Genomic DNA, 17,848 nt, shown 5'->3' with positions numbered 1-17,848 from the left:
CAATAGTCTGGGATTTTTTAGGTATTAGGAGTTATGTAGTAGGATTTTTCTTTGTCTTCTCTGAGACTTTGTGGTTATTTTTTGAAAACCAGAATAGTTCTGACATAGAAATCCTATTTTTGAGAATGCTTAATCCCTTTGACGATACCTATTTTATGAAAAAAGCCTTGGAAGAGGCACATTTAGCTTTAGAAAAAGGCGAAGTTCCCGTCGGAGCCATCATCACGCATAACAATCAAATTATCGCCAGAAGCCATAACCTGACTGAACTTTTGGTAGATGTCACTGCTCATGCTGAAATGCAGGCGATTACAGCAGCAGCTAACTTTATTGGTGGAAAATACCTTAGAGATTGCACCATGTATGTCACTTTGGAGCCCTGCCAGATGTGTGCCGGGGCCTTGTATTGGAGTCAGTTGTCGCGCTTGGTCTTTGCTGCCGAAGATGGAGTGCGCGGCTACAGAGCGATGAACACTAAACTCCATCCCAAAACCAAAGTGGAATCTGGAATACTTCAGGAAGAAGCGTCTAAATTACTTAAGACATTTTTTATACAGAAACGGAATTTGAATTGAGGAATGGAACTAAAATACCTTAGTAAATCCAATATTGATGATCATTTCAAAACTATGGCAATGTCTCTTGTTGATGTAATAGAAAAGAATAATGCCATGTCTGAATTAAAAAGGATTAAAATTGAAAACTTAAAACAGCTAATAGTTGACCTAGAGGATTATAGACCTAAAAGTCATGTCAAGGAAGGGAAGGTAAATCTTATAAAGTACTTATCTCATTTTGTAGAAATTCCTATTGAAGAACATGATGAGATCGAATTAGCACAGTTAGAATCTGAGTATATTTTGTCTTCAATAAATAATCATATGCATAAAAAAGGATATACTGCAAAACTGGTCTGGCTGTGGGGATTACTCTTTCTTTTACCTGTTGATATAATACTATGGATTTTTATAGGCGAATACTATTTTTATATTCCTATTATATCTCTTCCTTTTGTCATTAAACAGATTCGCTCTGAAATAAAAGCGAAAAGAAGCAATAGGCTATGGTAAAACATTATGTCGTTCTAAAAACCTAATTCATATGAGTCTCATTAAGACTGGTCTTTGCTGCGGAAGATGACGTCCGCGGCTACAGAGCAATGAACACCAAGCTCCATCCCAAAAACAAAGTGGAATCCGGTATTCTAAAAGAGAAAGCCTCCATATTACTGAAAACGTTTTTTATTCAGAAGCGGAATTTGAATTAAAATAAAATCCAGCCTAGAGTAATATTCAATAAAAATGTGAATTGAGGATCTTGCACATCTGTAAAGTAAAATCCCAAACCTGTTTCAGCGCTTAAATTGAGTTTGTCGTAAAATGTTCTTTGAAGACCATAGATGGCTCCCACCTCAGAATAATAGTCATTATTTCCTTCTAAGTCTGTATTAAAAATTAAAGGATCTGAGCTTGCAAACGTTGAAGAAATCCCAATAAAATTTCCGGAATTATGTGTTGTGTTTTTATATTTTCTTAATCGTCTTTCAAAATTATAGTAATGACGGAAGGAAAGTTTTGTACCCAGTAAGAATGTAAAGCGAGTTTCATCTGTAACATCATTTACGTAAAATCCAGGTAGTGTTCCCACCTGTAGTGCAGCAGTTATTGTTTTGGATAGCCCTACCTCATAATCTAAACTAGGAGCTAATAGTAAATTTATTTTAAACTGATGTTTTTCTACTTGAGGAGAAAAGTTTTGATCTTGCGCAATACTGAATAATGTAGATAAACAAAAAAGTGTAGAGATAAAAAATTTCATTAAAAATAAATTTGATAAGAGGGATGAGTTATAATTATATGCAATATTACTAAAATCCCTAATTAATTTATATTTAATCATAGTAGCTCCGCTAAGAATCGAACTTAGATCTAAAGTTTAGGAAACTTTTGTTCTATCCATTGAACTACGGAGCCTATTTATTTTAATCAAATATCTGATTATCAATTTATTAATATTTTTAGACATTATAAAAATGTTGACCACTTGTTGACCACTTTCAAGAAATGTAAAAAAAGTTGACCACTTGTTGACCACAAAATGTATATTTAAACCATATATATAAACATGTCAAAAACAATTAGTATTGTTTACTCAAAACGTTCAAAGGAACAAGACTTTGGTTACCTAAACTTAAGAATAATAGAGAACAGAATAACTCGACGGAAATCTTTAAAAATAAAATTAACCGATACTCAGTTTAAAAACTACTTTAACGAAAATAAACAGAGATTTCGTAAAAACTCTAATTTTCCCGAAGGCGAAAAGTACAATGAAAAAATCGAGCAAGCACTTTCTGAATATGAAATAAAAGAAAGTGAAGAAGATGATGATATATCTTTTTTAAAATATTTTCAGAGGAAAATAAATTTGATTAGTAATCACGGCACTAAAATTAAGAAGCAAGTAGTCTTAAGTAAACTCGAAAAATTTTTGAAATTTAACGGTAAAAGTGACCTTCAGTTCAATGAAATTACGCCTCAATTAGCAGAGAATCTCTTTTATTATTTTAAAAATAACAAGGACCCAAAAAAATTATCAAAAAACACCGCAATCCACTACATTAAAATTATAAAATCGATAATCAATAAAGCTCAAAAGGAAAGAGTTTTCGTTTATAAATATGACCCATTTTCATCTCTAGATTTAAAAAAGGGACCGACCTCACCTAAATACCTTAAGGTTGAAGATTTAGTTAAGCTCACAGATTCTGAAGTTGAAGAACAATTTATTGAAGATGCAAGAAATCTTTTCTTATTTCAAGTTTTCGCAAACGGTATGAGAATCTCAGATGCATTGATGTTAAGATTTTCAAATTTAAATAATGGGAGGTTGAAATATAAAATGCAAAAAACGGGAATAGAACTAGAACTACCACTAAATGTATACTTATGCGTCTTACTGTCAAAGTTTCACACTGATTTATACAGCTATAATGACTCAAAGCAAAATGAAAATATTGCATTAAGCTTCAATAGTAAGAAAGGTTATATGAATATGTATGAGCTCAATAGTGAGATAGATAAGTTCAATTCATTTAATATTTCGAAAAAACCAAAGACGAATGAATTTTTGAAAGAATTATTTGATGAAGATGCAGAAAGCACGGGTAAATTGATTAGCTATCATGGTTACAACCTTGACACTTCGTCTAAAAACTTTGAATATCTGAAATACTTAATCGACCGTCAGCAAAAGTTAAATGAAGAAATAGATAAAAATTTTTTGGAAAATTTTTTTAAGTCCTTGCAGGATTACGAAACTGATAAAAAAGATGATTTTATTTTTCCTTTTCTTGACAAAGAATTATTTAAAAATAACGAGTCTGAATTGACTGAAGTGCAATACAAGCATTTAAAGCATAAGACTATCGTAATTAACCGTAATCTAAAAAAAATGCAAGCTCATGCCAATATTAAAAGTAAAATATCCACACATGTAGCTAGGCATACTTTTGCGAACCTCATTCTAACAACTGGTGAAGCAAATATGTTCGAAATCTCAAGACTCTTTGGGCATTCCAGTCTTCAAATCACAGAAATCTATTTGAGACAGAACTTTGATTCAAGCCGCCTAGACGACTTGAGCATTAGTGTTCAAGGTAAATTTAGGGCGAAAAATTTGTAATTTCTGCCTTGCCTTTTAAAGGTTATTTTAAATAAATCAAAAAAGTAATGAAAGGTACTTCTCTGTATATCTAATTTTATTGATTATTAAACTCATTCACATATCCATGATTAAATTTTGTTTCATCCTGATACTGTTTAGCTTTCAAAATTCACAATTCCAAAATTATGAAGGTGTGTATGATTTTTCGAGCAACAAAGAAGATGGTATACTTGGTAGGGCAACTATTAAATATTTAAGTGCTGATGAAATCAATTTTGAAATAGAGGTCGCCACTGCATCTGGATGCACAGGTCTTATTGAAGGGATTGCCAAATTCACAAATCAAGGTGTTGCTAGGTATTCGGGTTCAGAATGTGAAGAACTGACCTTTAGGTTTGGAAAAAATAAACTAGATGTAGATGAAAAGCATTGCACAAATCATCACGGAATTGTTTGTCATTTTGCAAGGACTTACTACAAGCAAAATAATTAAAGTAAATTTTAGTTTTTTATTAACCAATAATTTTTTGAAAAATATTCTTTAAATCAATTCTATGGAACTTTCACCACATAAACCTATAACAGAACAGCTTAACTTAAAACATCCTCTTAGAACCTACCTTGATGATGGTTCGCATGAATTCAGTTACACTTCTTTACAGGAAAAGATAAATACACTAGCCAAACTAGTCGACAAGGGATTTGATTTAAATGATATTGTAAAATATTACAATCAACAATACAGCTTACCTGGTTATAAGCACATCAGGGATAATTTAGCTCTCACTTTAAAAGAGTATATTTCATACTTAACAACTGGCAACAAATTAGACTGGAAGACGATTTCTGCATTGAAAGATGCTTCTGAAAAAGAAATCATTAAGCTTCTCAAAGAGCTATTAAAAGAGTTTATTTTAAGTGAATACAGTGCAACTCGATTAGTACTTAGTTATATCGATTATAAGTATCATAACAAGCCAGAGGAATACAAGAAGATAAGTGAATTTTTAAATATCGACTTCGATACAGAAGATGCAGAAGCTAAATATCTTGAAAGTGTTTGCTTAGAAAATGGTTATGATGAAGAAACTTTAGCAGACATTTACTTTGATTATAATGAGTCATTTCAATGGGATTACCTACCTCTATTCGAACTTTTAAAAGGGAATCTTTTACCTATTTTAGGTGAGAAGGATAATGAGACTTATACTGACTTTGAAGATGATTTTCTTTCACTTAGTGAATCTGAAATTAGAAAAGGTCCCAAATCAATCATCTACTTCTTAAATAAGTACTTAAGGGATAAAGATAGATTGAAGTATGATTATGAATTTCGATATTCATCTACTCTCAAACTTGCTATTAACCTAGTTGAAGTTCTTTACTTCGACAAACCTTTGTTCGATTACAATGTCTTCCTTATCAAAAATGAATTTTTGAGAGATGGTCTTATTGATGAGCTTTTTCATAATGACCAAGCTGCCCTTTTAGTTGAAGATAATTTTAGAGATATTGAACACAATCCAGAAACAAAGAATGGTGAGATTTATCGTAAAAACAAATCAAGATTTATCCGACTTTTTGATGAGCTTAATGCTTCTTTAAGATATAAGGATACGCTGATTGTGGCATCATATAGAGGTCTTAATGAAGTGAAAATCGGTTTGATGTCAAAAGGTTCACAAATTACAGAAGACCCGCTAAATCCAAAATATAGGACTTTACAGCTAACAAAAGTCAAAACGTTAATGAAAAGGAAACACGTCATCTTAGACAAGATTATTAGGTCTAGAAGCATGCTCAGCAGAATTATTGATAAATCAGACTATGTCACTTCAAAATACTATGGAAAAAAGCCAAGTATTAAATACGAAAATTTGAGTTTACATTCGGTCAAGCTTATGTGTATGGAATGGCTGAGAACTGAACTTGCACCAAGTCAATATCGTATTAAATATTTGACAAAAGTGTCAAGACAGGTAATGAATAATATTGACATCAATGGGTTAACTTTAGATAATAAAGTAGTTACAGCAAAGGTTTTATTCCAAGACGACCGAGAGAAGATTCAAAAGGTTTTGAACCAGTTTCATCAAAGTGAAAATACTTTGAATATTGTTTTTAGTGAAATTAAGATTGATTCAAGTATTGAAGTTTATAACACTAGAGACATTTTTAATCAGCTTTATGACAGTAAGTACAGATGCTTTTTAGCTAATCTTGTTGGGGATTGAAATTTTTAAAATCGAGGACAAAATTCAATTGAAGAAATTATAAAGCTTTATAAATATTTTTAGTATTCACTGAATTTAATTGGACCAATATTCTATCTCATTAGGGTTAATAATGAGTTCTGAAATTCTTTCAAGTTTAAAAACTCTTTCTTCTTCACGCATATAGCAATAACCGAAAACGCACAATGAATCGTATTGTCCTATAACCTTAAATCCGTCTGGCTTTATTGTTCTGAGACTTGTAATACCATCGTTAAATTGTTTTGACTTATGATAATTGAACTTAACATCAACATCAAAGTCAATTGCTAATTCTAAATAACCTTTTAAAATGTTACTATTTTTAGAATTAACTTTTATTTCCTTAGTCGTGTATCTTTTTTTAAGGTAATTTAAAATCTGATTTTTTAAAATTACAGCATCTTCACTAACTGGATTTTCTTCTATTTCTTTATTAATATGTCTGATTGACTCGATAGAACGCCTTGATTTCAAAAATCCTTTAGCTAACCAATAGTTTACTGATTTACTATTAGGTCTTAACTTATTAAAACTTAGCCAGTCTTTTACTGCTTCATCATAATTTTTCAAATCATATTGAATGCTTCCTCTCCAATAAAATGCATTAGCGTTTGAAATGTCTAATGAAATTGCATCATTATAACAATGCAATGCGTTTTGAAAGTCTTTTTTTTCTTCATAACACTTGCCCAAATAGTAAAAGGTGGATGAGTCTCCTGATTCTTGAGACAAGTACTTTTGAAAATATTCTAAGGCACTATTAAATTGGTTGTTTTCGTAATATTCATAAGCCAATGACTTGAAATCACTGGCACGGATTTTTCTCGTGTAATTACAGTAATGATTGTTGTTGCAAGCATAGAAATAGCCAAGCTTTCCATTTCTCTCAATAAGCTTTCCATTATCACACCATTCACATTGTAAAGTTGTGTTTTTTTCATTTTCATCTATTTCATCTATAAACTTTGATGTATAATCTTCATTTACCAAAAAGCAAACATGTTTTCTGGCTCGAGTTACTGCTACATAGAATAATCTTCTTTCTTCACCATTAGGGAATTGGTCAGCTTTTGATAGTAAAAAATTTAATAAAGGGTCATCAGATATCTCAGATGGAAATCCATAAGTTCCAGAACTACAATTGGTAATAACTACAAAATCATCTTGAAGTCCTTTTGACCTATGAGCAGTTAAAAATCTTATTTTTAAATTAGGAACACCCTTATAAACATATTCATGTTGATTTGATTTCTTATTAAAAATCTCTGTAAGGAAATCACCCACAAAATTTCTTCTTTCAAAATCATACCTTCCTAGTAGTAAAACAGTTGCATGCTCACCGTTGACTTTTTCAGAGATATTTGATAGAGCATCTCTTAATGCATTATGAAGGTTTTCGCTATTTCTTTCTGGGTCAGAATATTTAAAAATTGAATAGGGACATTCCTCTGATTGAAAGTGACTTTTAAGGGTTTTTGATATTTGATTTGGATTTTTGAGTATGAAATCACTTGTTAAGTCAATTAATTTGTTGTTGAATCGATAAGTATATTCTATGAATGATTTGTGTGTTTTTCTTGAATATTTAATAATAGGCGAGTTCTTGAACTTATCATCAAAACCAGTAAATAAACCAATGTCGCTTCCTGCAAAACGATATATTGATTGCCAATCATCACCAACACAAAATAATTTTGCACCCGGTTTTTGGTCTAATAATGACTTTATAAGTTGAAATCTTGCTTTAGAAATATCTTGAAATTCATCTATAATTATATAATCAAATTTTGATTCAAAGTTATTTGATTGTATGAGTTCCGTAGCATGATTAATCATATCACTAAAGTCAATTTCTTCCTTTTCTAAAAGGTATTCTTGATATGAATTGAATATAGGCTCAAACAACTTCAGAAATTTTCTGGCACGGATATCATCTTCTTTTTCAGCTTTATTTAATAGATTTGAGATAGTTTCATTGTTTGATTTAAGTAAGACTAAAAAAGTATCAATTAACTGTGTAAAATCATCAATATCCTTTTTCGCATTCTTCTGTATATAAGACCAAAATTCGTCATTTGAAATAGGTTTAAAGACAACCCCATTTTTTTCTAAACTCTTTTGAAGTTCAGGTAATAAGATACCTTTTCTTTGTTGCCATGAATACGACTCTACTAAGATTGTATTATTTTTTTTATGTTCTTGTCGTTTCCATTCTATCCCTTTATTGTAAGTCTCCTTTGCTGACTCACCGTTCTTGCCTTTAAACCATTCGGGGACATCCCAATTTTCGTCAACACCGAAATGTTCAATATATATGTCATATTCAGGCAAATAAAAATCTGGCTTGTACTGTCCGAATTTTTTGCTTGCAGTTTTGTATTTATAATTTTCTTCATACTCATACTTAACATTATTGAGAAATAAATAGTTTGCTATGAGTACTTCTTCTTGACTTTTAAATTTTTCTCTGTATGTGATTTTGACACCACTAGATGTCTTTTTATCAATTAATTTATAGCCCTCTAGTTTTTGTTCATTTAGGTAATTGTTGTGTTCTGAGTCTGACTCAAAATCTGAAATATCTTTGTAAGGTTTTAGATAAAAAGAAAAGAATTCTATGAGTGAGCTATAATACTCATGGCTCTCTTTGGCATAATCTATAAATGATGAAATTCGTTCTAAATGAGGTTTACCGCTTGATTCATAGATTGATGGTTTTAAGTTATTGACCTCTGAAATAATATCTAAACCAAGTTTATTAAAGGTTTTAACTGGGACATCAATATTCATCTTATCATCAATTCTATCTCTCATTTCGTCTGCTGACTTACGAGTAAATGATATTAATAAAATTGAATCAGGACTTATATTTTGTCTTTTGACTAAATATTTCACCTTTCCAGCTATTGTAGTTGTTTTTCCTGAACCTGCACCTGCTATAACTAAGTGATTGTCTTGGTTTATGATAACTGCTTTTCTTTGTTGAATATCAAGTGACTTACCCTCTACATCATCCAATAAACTTTCAGTTTCTTTGAGTTCTTTATCAACAAACTTTTTATTTCTAATTCCCAATAAGGAATCAATGTTAGAAAAAGTTGTAAGGAATGAGCTGATTTTTTCGATGGAAGATTTAAAATCAGGTAAATGCTCGTATTTTCTGTCCTTAAGTGAGCGGTACAAGTAGTCGAACTCATCCTTGAAAACAAAAACATCATAGTTTGAAATATACTTGTTGAATGCTTTTAATTCTTCGAAAGAACTATTAAAATCAGAAATATTAGGTATAAATGGAATCAATTCTTCACGCTGACGATTATGTAAAATTTGAAGCTGTTCAAGTCTTTTTTTCTCTTTCTCAATACGAACACGTTCTTCCTCTTCTCTCTTTAATCGAAGCCTTTTTCTTAAAATCAAGAAAGCGATAATACCTAAAAAAAGAATTACTGAGGTGAGTAGTAAAATTGAAGCTAATCCCATTTATAAAATATCTAAATATTTGTTGTGAAATCTTAGAAAAGTTTCCAAACTATAGTTTACACTCCCTCCATTTTGTAGGTAATGTTCATCTGTTGGTTCATATTTAATCAATAGACTATTTTCAAGATTAGAATATAAATCTTCATACAGAAAAGAATCTAAACAATCACTGCAATCAATTATTACATTTGACTCATCATCAAATATAATTAAGCCTGTCTTTTGCCAATTATCAGTTTTCTTAAAGGAAAAGAAGTTTTCATTTTTATGTTTTAACAGCCATAACACAATTGATTTTTCTTCTCCTTTATTAATATCATCAAATTCTTTTAAAGCATTAGTTGCAATAGAATTATGATTGTGGTTATAAACTAATGCATATACATTGGTATATAAGTTATCTAACTTCTCAAAAGCTTGATATGATTTACCAATAAAAGGTAAGCCTAAATCTAATTTGGATATTAAATCTTTATGTTTATTAAGCCAATAAACCAAGTCTTGAGAAGTGACATAACCATCTGATGTAAGAGCACTGAACTCTTGAAGGCAATTTTCAGCTTTTTGAACATTAATGTTGTAGTGTAATGAGGGTTCAAAGTCAACCTTTTCTTCTTCATAAAAATTCAGAGAAATATTCCACTCGTGCTCACCTGAAATGTTATTTCTTAAATCATTACAAATGTAAATGTCTGTAACTTTATCGTTCTTTTCTTCAAAAAATAAATTCAGCGATGGACAGTTTTTAGTTGAAAACGAATATGCTTTGCAACCTCTATTACATGAGCCACAAATACCTTCTGTAACATCCTCATATTTATCTAGTTTATCATATTTATTCACTTCCTGACCTAGCCTTTTTAAAAACAGACTTTTATGAACGTCCATATAAGAAATATCATCATCTAAGAGTTCATTTAGGGCTTTAAAATCTAGTTTTCTAAATGCTTCTATTAACTCTTTTTTTTCTGACATATAGTATGTTCTATTTTGAAAAATAACAAAAATTTACTTTATAGATGTACTTTTATTAGTGGGGGTTAAATCTATTTAAGAATTTAATTGAATATTTATTTTTAAAACACATCAAGATTTTAGATTCAGTATGATTAATATCTATAAAACTTAGTGTTTGAGAAATCTCAATAACAAATGATTATTTAAAATATTTCATAAACTACGAAAAGACCATTTGATTAGTATTTTTATCATATTCTATTTACTTATATGTTCACATACTTAATAGGGTTCTGACTCTTTTTATTAAAAATATGTTCAACTGATTTTAGCCTGTACTTTTCTCTTATATCTTTTGATGCTACCTTACCAGTAAACTCAAACCGTCCATCTAAACTTTCCTTAGTATCAAGTAGTGATTTTGAATGTTCAAGCCGAATACTATCAGTGGTTCCTGCTTCGTGCCATTCAAAGATTTCATAGACTTCTTGAATAACACCTTGGTATACAGCAAAACCATATTTAGCATTTTTAGCTCTATCTGGATTCAGTTTCCATCGACCACGTGTGTAATCATAAAGTTCGACATCAGTCATAGAGAATCGAAAAGATTGATTGACTTTAATTAGAATTGAAGATTCAGTAATATCAACAGGTTGTTTACTATACATCGAATTGACTTGGTCAATTGTCATTCTTCCAAATGCCGCACTTTTATAACCACTTTGTTTGTTTGTCAAATTCTTAATTCCAATCAAGTCAATTATTGAAGACTCTACATTCAATGCAATTTTTTCATCTTCTAATCCGTGAACTAAAATTTCAATTTTTGGTTGTAGTCCTTGATTTTTCAATTCTTCAATATATTTCACTTTTTTACTTTCTGATTGTTCCTTTAAATGAGAAAAAGCCCTATTTCCTTTCCCTTTTCCAACATAAAAGATTTCGTTGGTTTCCGGGTGTAAGTATATATAAACGTAATATCTAAGCTCAGTAATTACGTGATTTGCAAATTTCATGAAATTGGTTTGTAAATTGAATAACATTGAAATAAAAACAGAGAATAAAACAGTATATTCAGTGTTGGCATTTCGTTTTATTCACTTTGTTGCTTTAAGATGCTTAAAACTTCTTCAAATTTTTCATCAATATTTTCGGTAAATTCTGAATTTTGTTCAAAGTGAAATGAAACCCATCTAATATTCGTTGTTTGAATACTATTATAAAAATAGCAAGCTTTTGATTCTTGATTGAATTTAATAAATGGTAGTAATTCAATTGGCTCATTATGATTTTGATGTATGAAATATAGTTTGTTTTCATCAAGAGGTTTTAATGAAATAACTTTTATTTCGTTGAAAGGTGTTTTATTACCAACTAATTCTTTTGCTTTAAAATTGAATATGCCATTTTTATAATTTCCAGTCGTTGCACTTATTAATCTACAATCATCAAACGCTCCTTGAATAATTTGCCTTAAACTATTTAATTCTTGTTCAAGTAAAGTAAGCCGATTGATATTATCCTGTTCGCTTGAAACTCCACCGTGTCCTTTCCAATCATTTCGATATTCCCTTACATTCTCTAGAACAGGAATAATCTTTTTGCTTGTTATAAAAGTTAAAAATTCACTAGTTGGTTTTCCCAATAGATTAAGAATGACGTCTTTTTTATTAGGTTCATTAATTATTGTACGAACCGCTTTAAGAAGGTTCGCCGTTAAAATATTCCAACCTCCAAATGTTGCTTTTTTAATCCAATCATCATATTTACTATCATTGTTTATCCACCTATGACTTTCGGATTTGTAAAATTTCTGGTCTTGATTGAAAGAACTTAATAAAAGCATCGATAAAAATTCGGAAAATGCCTCAAAAAAGTGAAGTAAATAATCAACCTTACTTTTATTATCAGATGTTGCTACGTATTTCCAAAGAATAGAAGAAATCGGAAATGGTAAACTGTCTAACCATTTTTCAATACTCTTATCTTTTTCGTACTGAACAATACTTTTATTTATTTCTTGTATTTGGCTCGGACGTTTCCATAGTTGATTTTGATATTCAGAAATCTCTAAAAGTAAATTTTCAATCTTATTATTTACTTCAATTAGACTAATTTGTTCTTGATAGCTTGGAATAAACAATGGCGCATCTTCTAATGATGGCAGTGTAATGTTTTCTATTGTAGTACCAACCTTTCTACTTTCTCTTGTAAGTTTACCTAAAGACGTATTAAGATATTTTACCAAATAAGTAGGGCTAACTTGATTTCCTAAAATTACTTGGATATAATTATGTGGCTTTATATTAAAATCACTTGGGTTCTCAACAACATCACTATTCCCAATACGAGGTAGGTAAATTATGTTATTTGAATGCTCGATTTCTTCAGGATTTTTATTCCCTATTGTTTTGAAAGTAGCAATATTTTTTAAGATGGTCGGCTTTAGACCTGTTTTTCTTCCTATTTTAAAAACATCCTCGTCTTTTTCAAAAGCTTTATAAGATGTGAAATTCTCTAATTCCATAAAACTACCTAAAGAGGTTGTTTTACCTTCTTTATTTTTATTAAAATTATTAGCGATGATTTTATTTGTAGTATCGCTTGAGGATAATTGAGCTATAAAAGTTTTTTGCGTAGCTATTTTGGATACGATTACGAGGTATGAAGGGATTGAAGTAATTGGTGAATGACTACCTTCTGGAACGTAAAAAAGAGCATTTACAAATAAACTATTGTCCTTCAAGGATTTTTCGATTTTTTTATCAAATACGAATTTTCCTGGCATTAAGAAAATCAGTTTTCCATTTTCTTTAATATGTTTTGAAGACGCAATTAATAAATCAGTAGAATAGTCTTTAGAGGTTGATTCACGATTTTTCGCCCGCATTGCAAAAGGTGGAAATGAAATTACCAAATCAAATTTTTCTGTTTCTTGATTAATTAGTTCTTGCGGTTCGTCTATAAATATTTTTGATTCGTCAATTTGAAAACCTTCAACAAGAAGATTTTTTTCTTGTTGATTAATGCAATAGCCTTTAAAGTCTTTTTGAATATTGTTTACAAGAAACGAGTTTCTATTTATCCAAGGGTCAAGAACTTTTTTTGAAGATATATTTTCAGTTAAGTTATCAATGAAGTTATTTATCCAGTTTGGTATATGGATTATCGGTGAGATTGCTATTTGGGTAAGTTCTTTGTTTTCTAATATTCTTTTTAATTTTTCTATTCCAAACTCTATTCCAATTTTTTCAAGACTTGATACATCTGAAAATCTGCTGAAATTTAGTTCACCCGTATCTCTTGAGCTATGCAAACTTTCAGTTATCAAATCTTTTATTTCTTTCATAGTTCGAGTGCTTTTTAAAATGAATGCCAAGGGTTCGTGTATGGTGCGTATCCCGAAGGATATGCATTATACCCTCTATGTGCCCTGAATTGTAAATATAGTTTTTTTACATTAACGCCCATAGTGTGTAAGTCCTGGATACATGGAAGTAACGTTCCGAAGTATAGCAAGTGACAAGGTGATTTTTTTGGGTCTCATTTATATTGATGTAAGTTGACTGCATAAATGTTCGTCTACATCAGATGTTTTGTGCAAATGCTATACTTTTTCCACATTGTGAAGTTTTTAATTCAAACTGCCTAGTTCGAGAATGATTTGAGTGGTTCACTCCACCATTTAACGGCTGAGCCGTCTAATCGATTATGCTTTAGTGATTTACTCGTATTCAATTGTTCCATTTTTTACAAATTCATCTATTTTATCACAGACTATTCCAACACTATACTTCGCTCTTGTTATTCCTACATAAAATTTCGCTCTGGCTTCATTACTAAATTTACTAACTGAAATATCATTGTTTATCATCCATGCAAGCATTCCTTTAGTTGGAAAGATTAAGACCCTTTCAAAAGTTAAACCCTTAGACTGCCCAAAATTAGTAATTGTAAATTCAGGATTTGTATTCTTTGTTAAAGAGTTCCATCGTAATTGAACGGGATTATATTTAGCTAAATATTCATCGACTTTATCATTCTTAACTATATAAACGCCATCATGTTCTGTTGTTTCATTTTGTTTTGAACCACATTGACTGTGTTCAGGATAAAGTCTGTTCGCAAAGTCACATATAGCCTGATTACATCTGTACGATTCTGAAAGTGATGTATCATCAATTTGGAAACCTAATTTATTGCATTCTGTTGTAATGAATTCTTTTAATAATCCATTTCTGTACTTTTTATGTTTTGTAGAATTATGAGTTAAATAGGTAACTTGTCTTGGGTCACAAACTAATGATAGATTTGAACAGCATTGACCAAAAGTTTTTAATAGTTCCAAATCATATCCTGCCAAATCTTGACATTCATCAATTAGTATGTAGTCATATATTTCTGTAAGGCGGTTTATTATTTTGCCTTTTGTTTCTTTGTTAACTCTAATAGCAAGTTTGGCGACCTTATCAGAATAAATCCTTTTGTTTTTTGAAAAATAGAATTTATCAAAATTATCAGCTTCTGCATATGGAATTTTTCTTCGAGTTCTTTGGTCTGTGTATCTAATTCCTGATTTCTCGTTTACAAGCAGAAGTCCCTTTATTTTGTAGTCAAATAGAATTGTTTGATATGGTTTTATACATTGCTTAATTAAAAAAGAAAACCAAGTAGAAATTTGAATGTTTGAAGGAATACAGCCTATTAATTCAAAAAATTTATTTTTAATTTCTTGAGCATTTGATTCAGTGTAGGTAGTTATTAAAATTGATTTTTCAGGATATAGCAACGCTTTTTTGATTAAAGCTGTTGTTTTTCCCGAACCTGCTGATGCTATGATTAATTCGTTAGTCATTTTTAAATAACGTCTGAAATAAAATTCGGGAATGAAATTTTTTCTTGTGAATCAAATAATTTTAAAGCGCATTCTGTTTTATTAAGCTTCATATATTTGTGAAATTCTTCATCAGTTGTATAAGCTTTGTCAAAAATCAAATTGAACAAATCAATAGAATTTGATTTTAATAATTTTGGTTCTAGCGTGTTGTAATTGAATGGCTTACCGTAAATTTCAAAATCACCTTCAACTATTTCGCTATCATAAGAAATTGTAATGTTGGGTTTAGCGTTTACTCCAATATAATCCTCATATTTTTTTTCAAGTTGTTCGAGACTCCAATCAGTATCCGTTATTACAATTACTGGCTTATTTATTTTTTCTGCTATTTGTAAAAACCGTAAAAAAGAGGTGCCTACAGAAATTACATCTATTCCATCTTCTATTGGTAGTTTACCGTATTTTTGAGAATATGCTTTTTGAATAATTAATTCATCTGAATCGCCTTCAACAAGTATTGATTTATTACTCAGGATTAATCTAAGGGTATCATAACCAGCTAATCTTTTGAAGTAAGTAAAAGTATCATCTTCTAAATCTTTAAAAGTTATAGTTTTCTGTTCGTTTAATAATATTAGGCTATCTAAGCCTAATTTATTTGCAATAAAACTACTGTGAGTAGTTACAATAATTTGTTTGTTTTCTCCACCTTGTTTTAGGTCATGAATTAGTTCATTTAATTTTGTGTGAGACAAATGATTTTCTGGTTCCTCAATTAAAAGCACATTGGACTCTAATGTTTTTTTATGTGATAGAGCCAATTTAGTTTTTATCACGCATTGTTCTCCTTTTCCGATATGATGAAATGGAATTTCATCCAGATATGTTACCAGAGAGTTTTCCCAAGAATTTTTTGAAGAAAGTTCAACAGACAATTCAACTTTCTTGTTAGAAATTTTTGAATCAGTTTGTATTTTTTTATTAATGTTAATTATCGAATCCTCTTGCATGAAAACGTCTTTCATTTTTCTGTGTGCTTGAGATACATCTACTATTTCTTTTTGGTCTAAAAAATCTTTTAAAATTCTGCTTATGTAAATGTCGGAACCATTCTGCAATCTACCATTTGATGAATCAATTAATGCAGGTTTAATTGGTATGAGTCTTGGTGTGATTCTTTCATCTCTTGCGAAGGATTCCCAATAAAAATTATAGTACTCAATAGGCAAACTTTTAATGCTTTCAGTTTGAATTAAAATCTGATATTCTGGTAAATATTTTTCATCAAATTCAATATTAAATGATAGTCCTATTGAATCGGATTTTTCAGAGTTTTTATCCCCTTTGAAAATTGATGGCGAATCAGGCGATAAAAAAACTTCAATTTTGATTGAAGGCGGTGCCAAGGGTTTTTCAGTTTGAAGACTTTCAATATACTCTCTTACTGTTTCTTTGTTAAATAAATATTCATTTAGTTCATTGTGAATATATCGACCCTTAAACCATCCAGAAAGTATTAGGTTTAAAGCTTCTATAATTGTTGATTTTCCTGCTTCATTTTCTCCAACAATGATGTTGACAGTCTTGTTTAATATTAACTCAAACTCATTTCTGAAACATTTGAAATTTTTTATCTTTATTTTCTCAATATGCATTTAGGATGGTTTTTTCATGAAACATAACGGTCTCATTTAACCGCATTTGCGGGTTCGATATGCGTTGATTTTTGGTTATATAAATTTGATAACTGCTTTTATTCATATACTCCGATTATTTTTCTAAAATTATCCTCCAGTTCTGATTTGATTTCAGGAACTTTTTCTCGGATTTTTTCCGTAGCTTTTTTTACTGTTTCAAATTTAAAGTCAGCTGACATTGGTCCAAATACATATTCGTATGAAAAATCAAAATGACTATCCTTTAACAACTTAATTATTTCCTCTATTAATTTGCAAGTGTCTTTGTCAAAGTATAGTTTGTTCCTTGCATAATATTTGAAAAAATTAGTTCCAGATTTGCCTGCTTTTTTAGTGTTTTCAAAATTTTGTCTGTTTACATCATCATCTGTCATCCCTGTAACAACTTTCCAGGTTGTTAAATGAAACATGTCTTCATAAAAATTAGTCAATAATGAGTAAAGATTTTCAATACGCTCTAGTCTTTTATCGTGAAGCTTAAAAGCTTTTTGAGAAAAAAACGCAATTTCTGATTTAAATTTCTCTAAGGATTGATTTAATTCGGCTTTATACAAGTCTGATTGATTTTGAAGTTTTTGCTCGTGAGTTTTTGCTCCTTTATCGATATATCTTTGTCCTAGTTGTTTAATCAACCAAACTATTAATCCTGAGATTATCCCAAAAATTCCAATTTCAGAAAATATTTTTGTCCAATCCATAATTTGTTTTCAGCTTGTTGTAGAATTGTTTTTAATTTTAAAAATACATGTTTATTTGTAAACGTTACTTGGAAAACACATGTTTTTATAATTTTTATTCTTTAGCTATATAATTTAAATACTAGAGTAGTTTTTTGGAAGCTGTTAAGTCTGATTGCTCATCACAATAATAGGCTACACTTTTTTATGTGAGGCAATTATGGGTCAAATTGGCTCATTAAATAACACAAATGCATTATATTTGTCACAAATTTA

13 protein-coding genes, 1 tRNA gene and 1 pseudogene are annotated in these 17,848 nt (G+C 30.0%); 6 read left to right on the top strand and 9 right to left on the bottom strand.

The annotated features are described in order from the left end of the window. Positions 1-125 precede the first annotated feature (125 nt). From LB454_RS11665 to LB454_RS14175, 3 genes and pseudogenes are all read left to right on the top strand, one after another. Positions 126-575, top strand: coding sequence for a nucleoside deaminase (locus tag LB454_RS11665; protein WP_224464850.1), 450 nt, complete (start codon positions 126-128; stop codon positions 573-575). A 3-nt stretch (positions 576-578) separates the two neighbouring features. Beyond that, positions 579-1,070 (top strand): hypothetical protein, encoded by a 492-nt coding sequence (locus LB454_RS11660; protein ID WP_224464849.1) that lies wholly within the window; start codon positions 579-581, stop codon positions 1,068-1,070. A gap of 44 nt (positions 1,071-1,114) precedes the next feature. Continuing rightward, positions 1,115-1,267, top strand: a pseudogene (locus LB454_RS14175) (nucleoside deaminase); the annotation flags it as partial. Here LB454_RS14175 and LB454_RS11650 read toward each other — a convergent pair. Next, positions 1,264-1,818: a DUF3575 domain-containing protein gene (locus tag LB454_RS11650; RefSeq protein WP_224464848.1), complete on the bottom strand. Its 555-nt coding sequence runs from the start codon at positions 1,816-1,818 to the stop codon at positions 1,264-1,266. The pseudogene LB454_RS14175 and the gene LB454_RS11650 sit on opposite strands and share 4 nt — an antisense overlap. A gap of 83 nt (positions 1,819-1,901) precedes the next feature. Continuing rightward, positions 1,902-1,973, bottom strand: a tRNA-Arg gene (locus tag LB454_RS11645). 151 nt (positions 1,974-2,124) lie between these two features. Here LB454_RS11645 and LB454_RS11640 point away from each other — a divergent pair. The 3 genes from LB454_RS11640 to LB454_RS11630 all read left to right on the top strand — a co-directional run bounded on the left by LB454_RS11640 (position 2,125) and on the right by LB454_RS11630 (position 5,900). After that, entirely contained in the window at positions 2,125-3,684 is a 1,560-nt protein-coding gene (locus LB454_RS11640) for a tyrosine-type recombinase/integrase (RefSeq protein ID WP_224464847.1), read from the top strand. 175 nt (positions 3,685-3,859) lie between these two features. Then, positions 3,860-4,159, top strand: a complete 300-nt coding sequence (locus LB454_RS11635; protein ID WP_224464846.1) for a hypothetical protein — start codon at positions 3,860-3,862, stop codon at positions 4,157-4,159. Between the two features lie 61 nt (positions 4,160-4,220). Further along, positions 4,221-5,900: a hypothetical protein gene (locus LB454_RS11630; protein ID WP_224464845.1), complete on the top strand. Its 1,680-nt coding sequence runs from the start codon at positions 4,221-4,223 to the stop codon at positions 5,898-5,900. 75 nt (positions 5,901-5,975) lie between these two features. On the opposite strand, the gene LB454_RS11625 is transcribed toward LB454_RS11630, so the two are convergent. From LB454_RS11625 to LB454_RS11595, 7 genes are all read right to left on the bottom strand, one after another. Then, positions 5,976-9,401 (bottom strand): UvrD-helicase domain-containing protein, encoded by a 3,426-nt coding sequence (locus tag LB454_RS11625; protein ID WP_224464844.1) that lies wholly within the window; start codon positions 9,399-9,401, stop codon positions 5,976-5,978. Then, positions 9,402-10,376, bottom strand: coding sequence for a hypothetical protein (locus LB454_RS11620; protein ID WP_224464843.1), 975 nt, complete (start codon positions 10,374-10,376; stop codon positions 9,402-9,404). 248 nt (positions 10,377-10,624) lie between these two features. Further along, positions 10,625-11,377 carry an LEM-3-like GIY-YIG domain-containing protein gene (locus LB454_RS11615; protein ID WP_224464842.1) on the bottom strand — a complete coding sequence of 251 codons (753 nt, stop codon included), beginning with the start codon at positions 11,375-11,377 and terminating at the stop codon, positions 10,625-10,627. 77 nt (positions 11,378-11,454) lie between these two features. After that, complete coding sequence (locus tag LB454_RS11610) at positions 11,455-13,710, bottom strand: type I restriction-modification system subunit M/S (RefSeq protein ID WP_224464841.1); 2,256 nt, start codon at positions 13,708-13,710, stop codon at positions 11,455-11,457. Between the two features lie 375 nt (positions 13,711-14,085). Beyond that, positions 14,086-15,216 (bottom strand): UvrD-helicase domain-containing protein, encoded by a 1,131-nt coding sequence (locus LB454_RS11605; RefSeq protein WP_224464840.1) that lies wholly within the window; start codon positions 15,214-15,216, stop codon positions 14,086-14,088. Between the two features lie 2 nt (positions 15,217-15,218). Continuing rightward, positions 15,219-16,853 (bottom strand): ATP-dependent nuclease, encoded by a 1,635-nt coding sequence (locus LB454_RS11600; protein ID WP_224464839.1) that lies wholly within the window; start codon positions 16,851-16,853, stop codon positions 15,219-15,221. Between the two features lie 98 nt (positions 16,854-16,951). Then, complete coding sequence (locus tag LB454_RS11595) at positions 16,952-17,593, bottom strand: hypothetical protein (RefSeq protein WP_224464838.1); 642 nt, start codon at positions 17,591-17,593, stop codon at positions 16,952-16,954. Between the last annotated feature and the right edge of the window lie 255 nt (positions 17,594-17,848).

The organism is Psychroflexus montanilacus (assembly GCF_020164535.1).
Taxonomy (GTDB): Bacteria; Bacteroidota; Bacteroidia; order Flavobacteriales; family Flavobacteriaceae; genus Psychroflexus; species Psychroflexus montanilacus.
Note: the sequence above shows the minus strand (reverse complement) of the source record. Positions and strands in the feature narration are given on the sequence as shown.

Excerpts from the sequence above, each read along its gene's own strand:
- LB454_RS11665 (WP_224464850.1), top strand. The coding sequence starts at position 126 with ATGCTTAATCCCTTTGACGATACCTATTTTATGAAAAAAGCCTTGGAA.
- LB454_RS11660 (WP_224464849.1), top strand. The coding sequence starts at position 579 with ATGGAACTAAAATACCTTAGTAAATCCAATATTGATGATCATTTCAAA.
- LB454_RS11650 (WP_224464848.1), bottom strand. The coding sequence starts at position 1,818 with ATGAAATTTTTTATCTCTACACTTTTTTGTTTATCTACATTATTCAGT.
- LB454_RS11640 (WP_224464847.1), top strand. The coding sequence starts at position 2,125 with ATGTCAAAAACAATTAGTATTGTTTACTCAAAACGTTCAAAGGAACAA.
- LB454_RS11630 (WP_224464845.1), top strand. The coding sequence starts at position 4,221 with ATGGAACTTTCACCACATAAACCTATAACAGAACAGCTTAACTTAAAA.
- LB454_RS11625 (WP_224464844.1), bottom strand. The coding sequence starts at position 9,401 with ATGGGATTAGCTTCAATTTTACTACTCACCTCAGTAATTCTTTTTTTA.
- LB454_RS11620 (WP_224464843.1), bottom strand. The coding sequence starts at position 10,376 with ATGTCAGAAAAAAAAGAGTTAATAGAAGCATTTAGAAAACTAGATTTT.
- LB454_RS11615 (WP_224464842.1), bottom strand. The coding sequence starts at position 11,377 with ATGAAATTTGCAAATCACGTAATTACTGAGCTTAGATATTACGTTTAT.
- LB454_RS11610 (WP_224464841.1), bottom strand. The coding sequence starts at position 13,710 with ATGAAAGAAATAAAAGATTTGATAACTGAAAGTTTGCATAGCTCAAGA.
- LB454_RS11605 (WP_224464840.1), bottom strand. The coding sequence starts at position 15,216 with ATGACTAACGAATTAATCATAGCATCAGCAGGTTCGGGAAAAACAACA.
- LB454_RS11600 (WP_224464839.1), bottom strand. The coding sequence starts at position 16,853 with ATGCATATTGAGAAAATAAAGATAAAAAATTTCAAATGTTTCAGAAAT.
- LB454_RS11595 (WP_224464838.1), bottom strand. The coding sequence starts at position 17,593 with ATGGATTGGACAAAAATATTTTCTGAAATTGGAATTTTTGGGATAATC.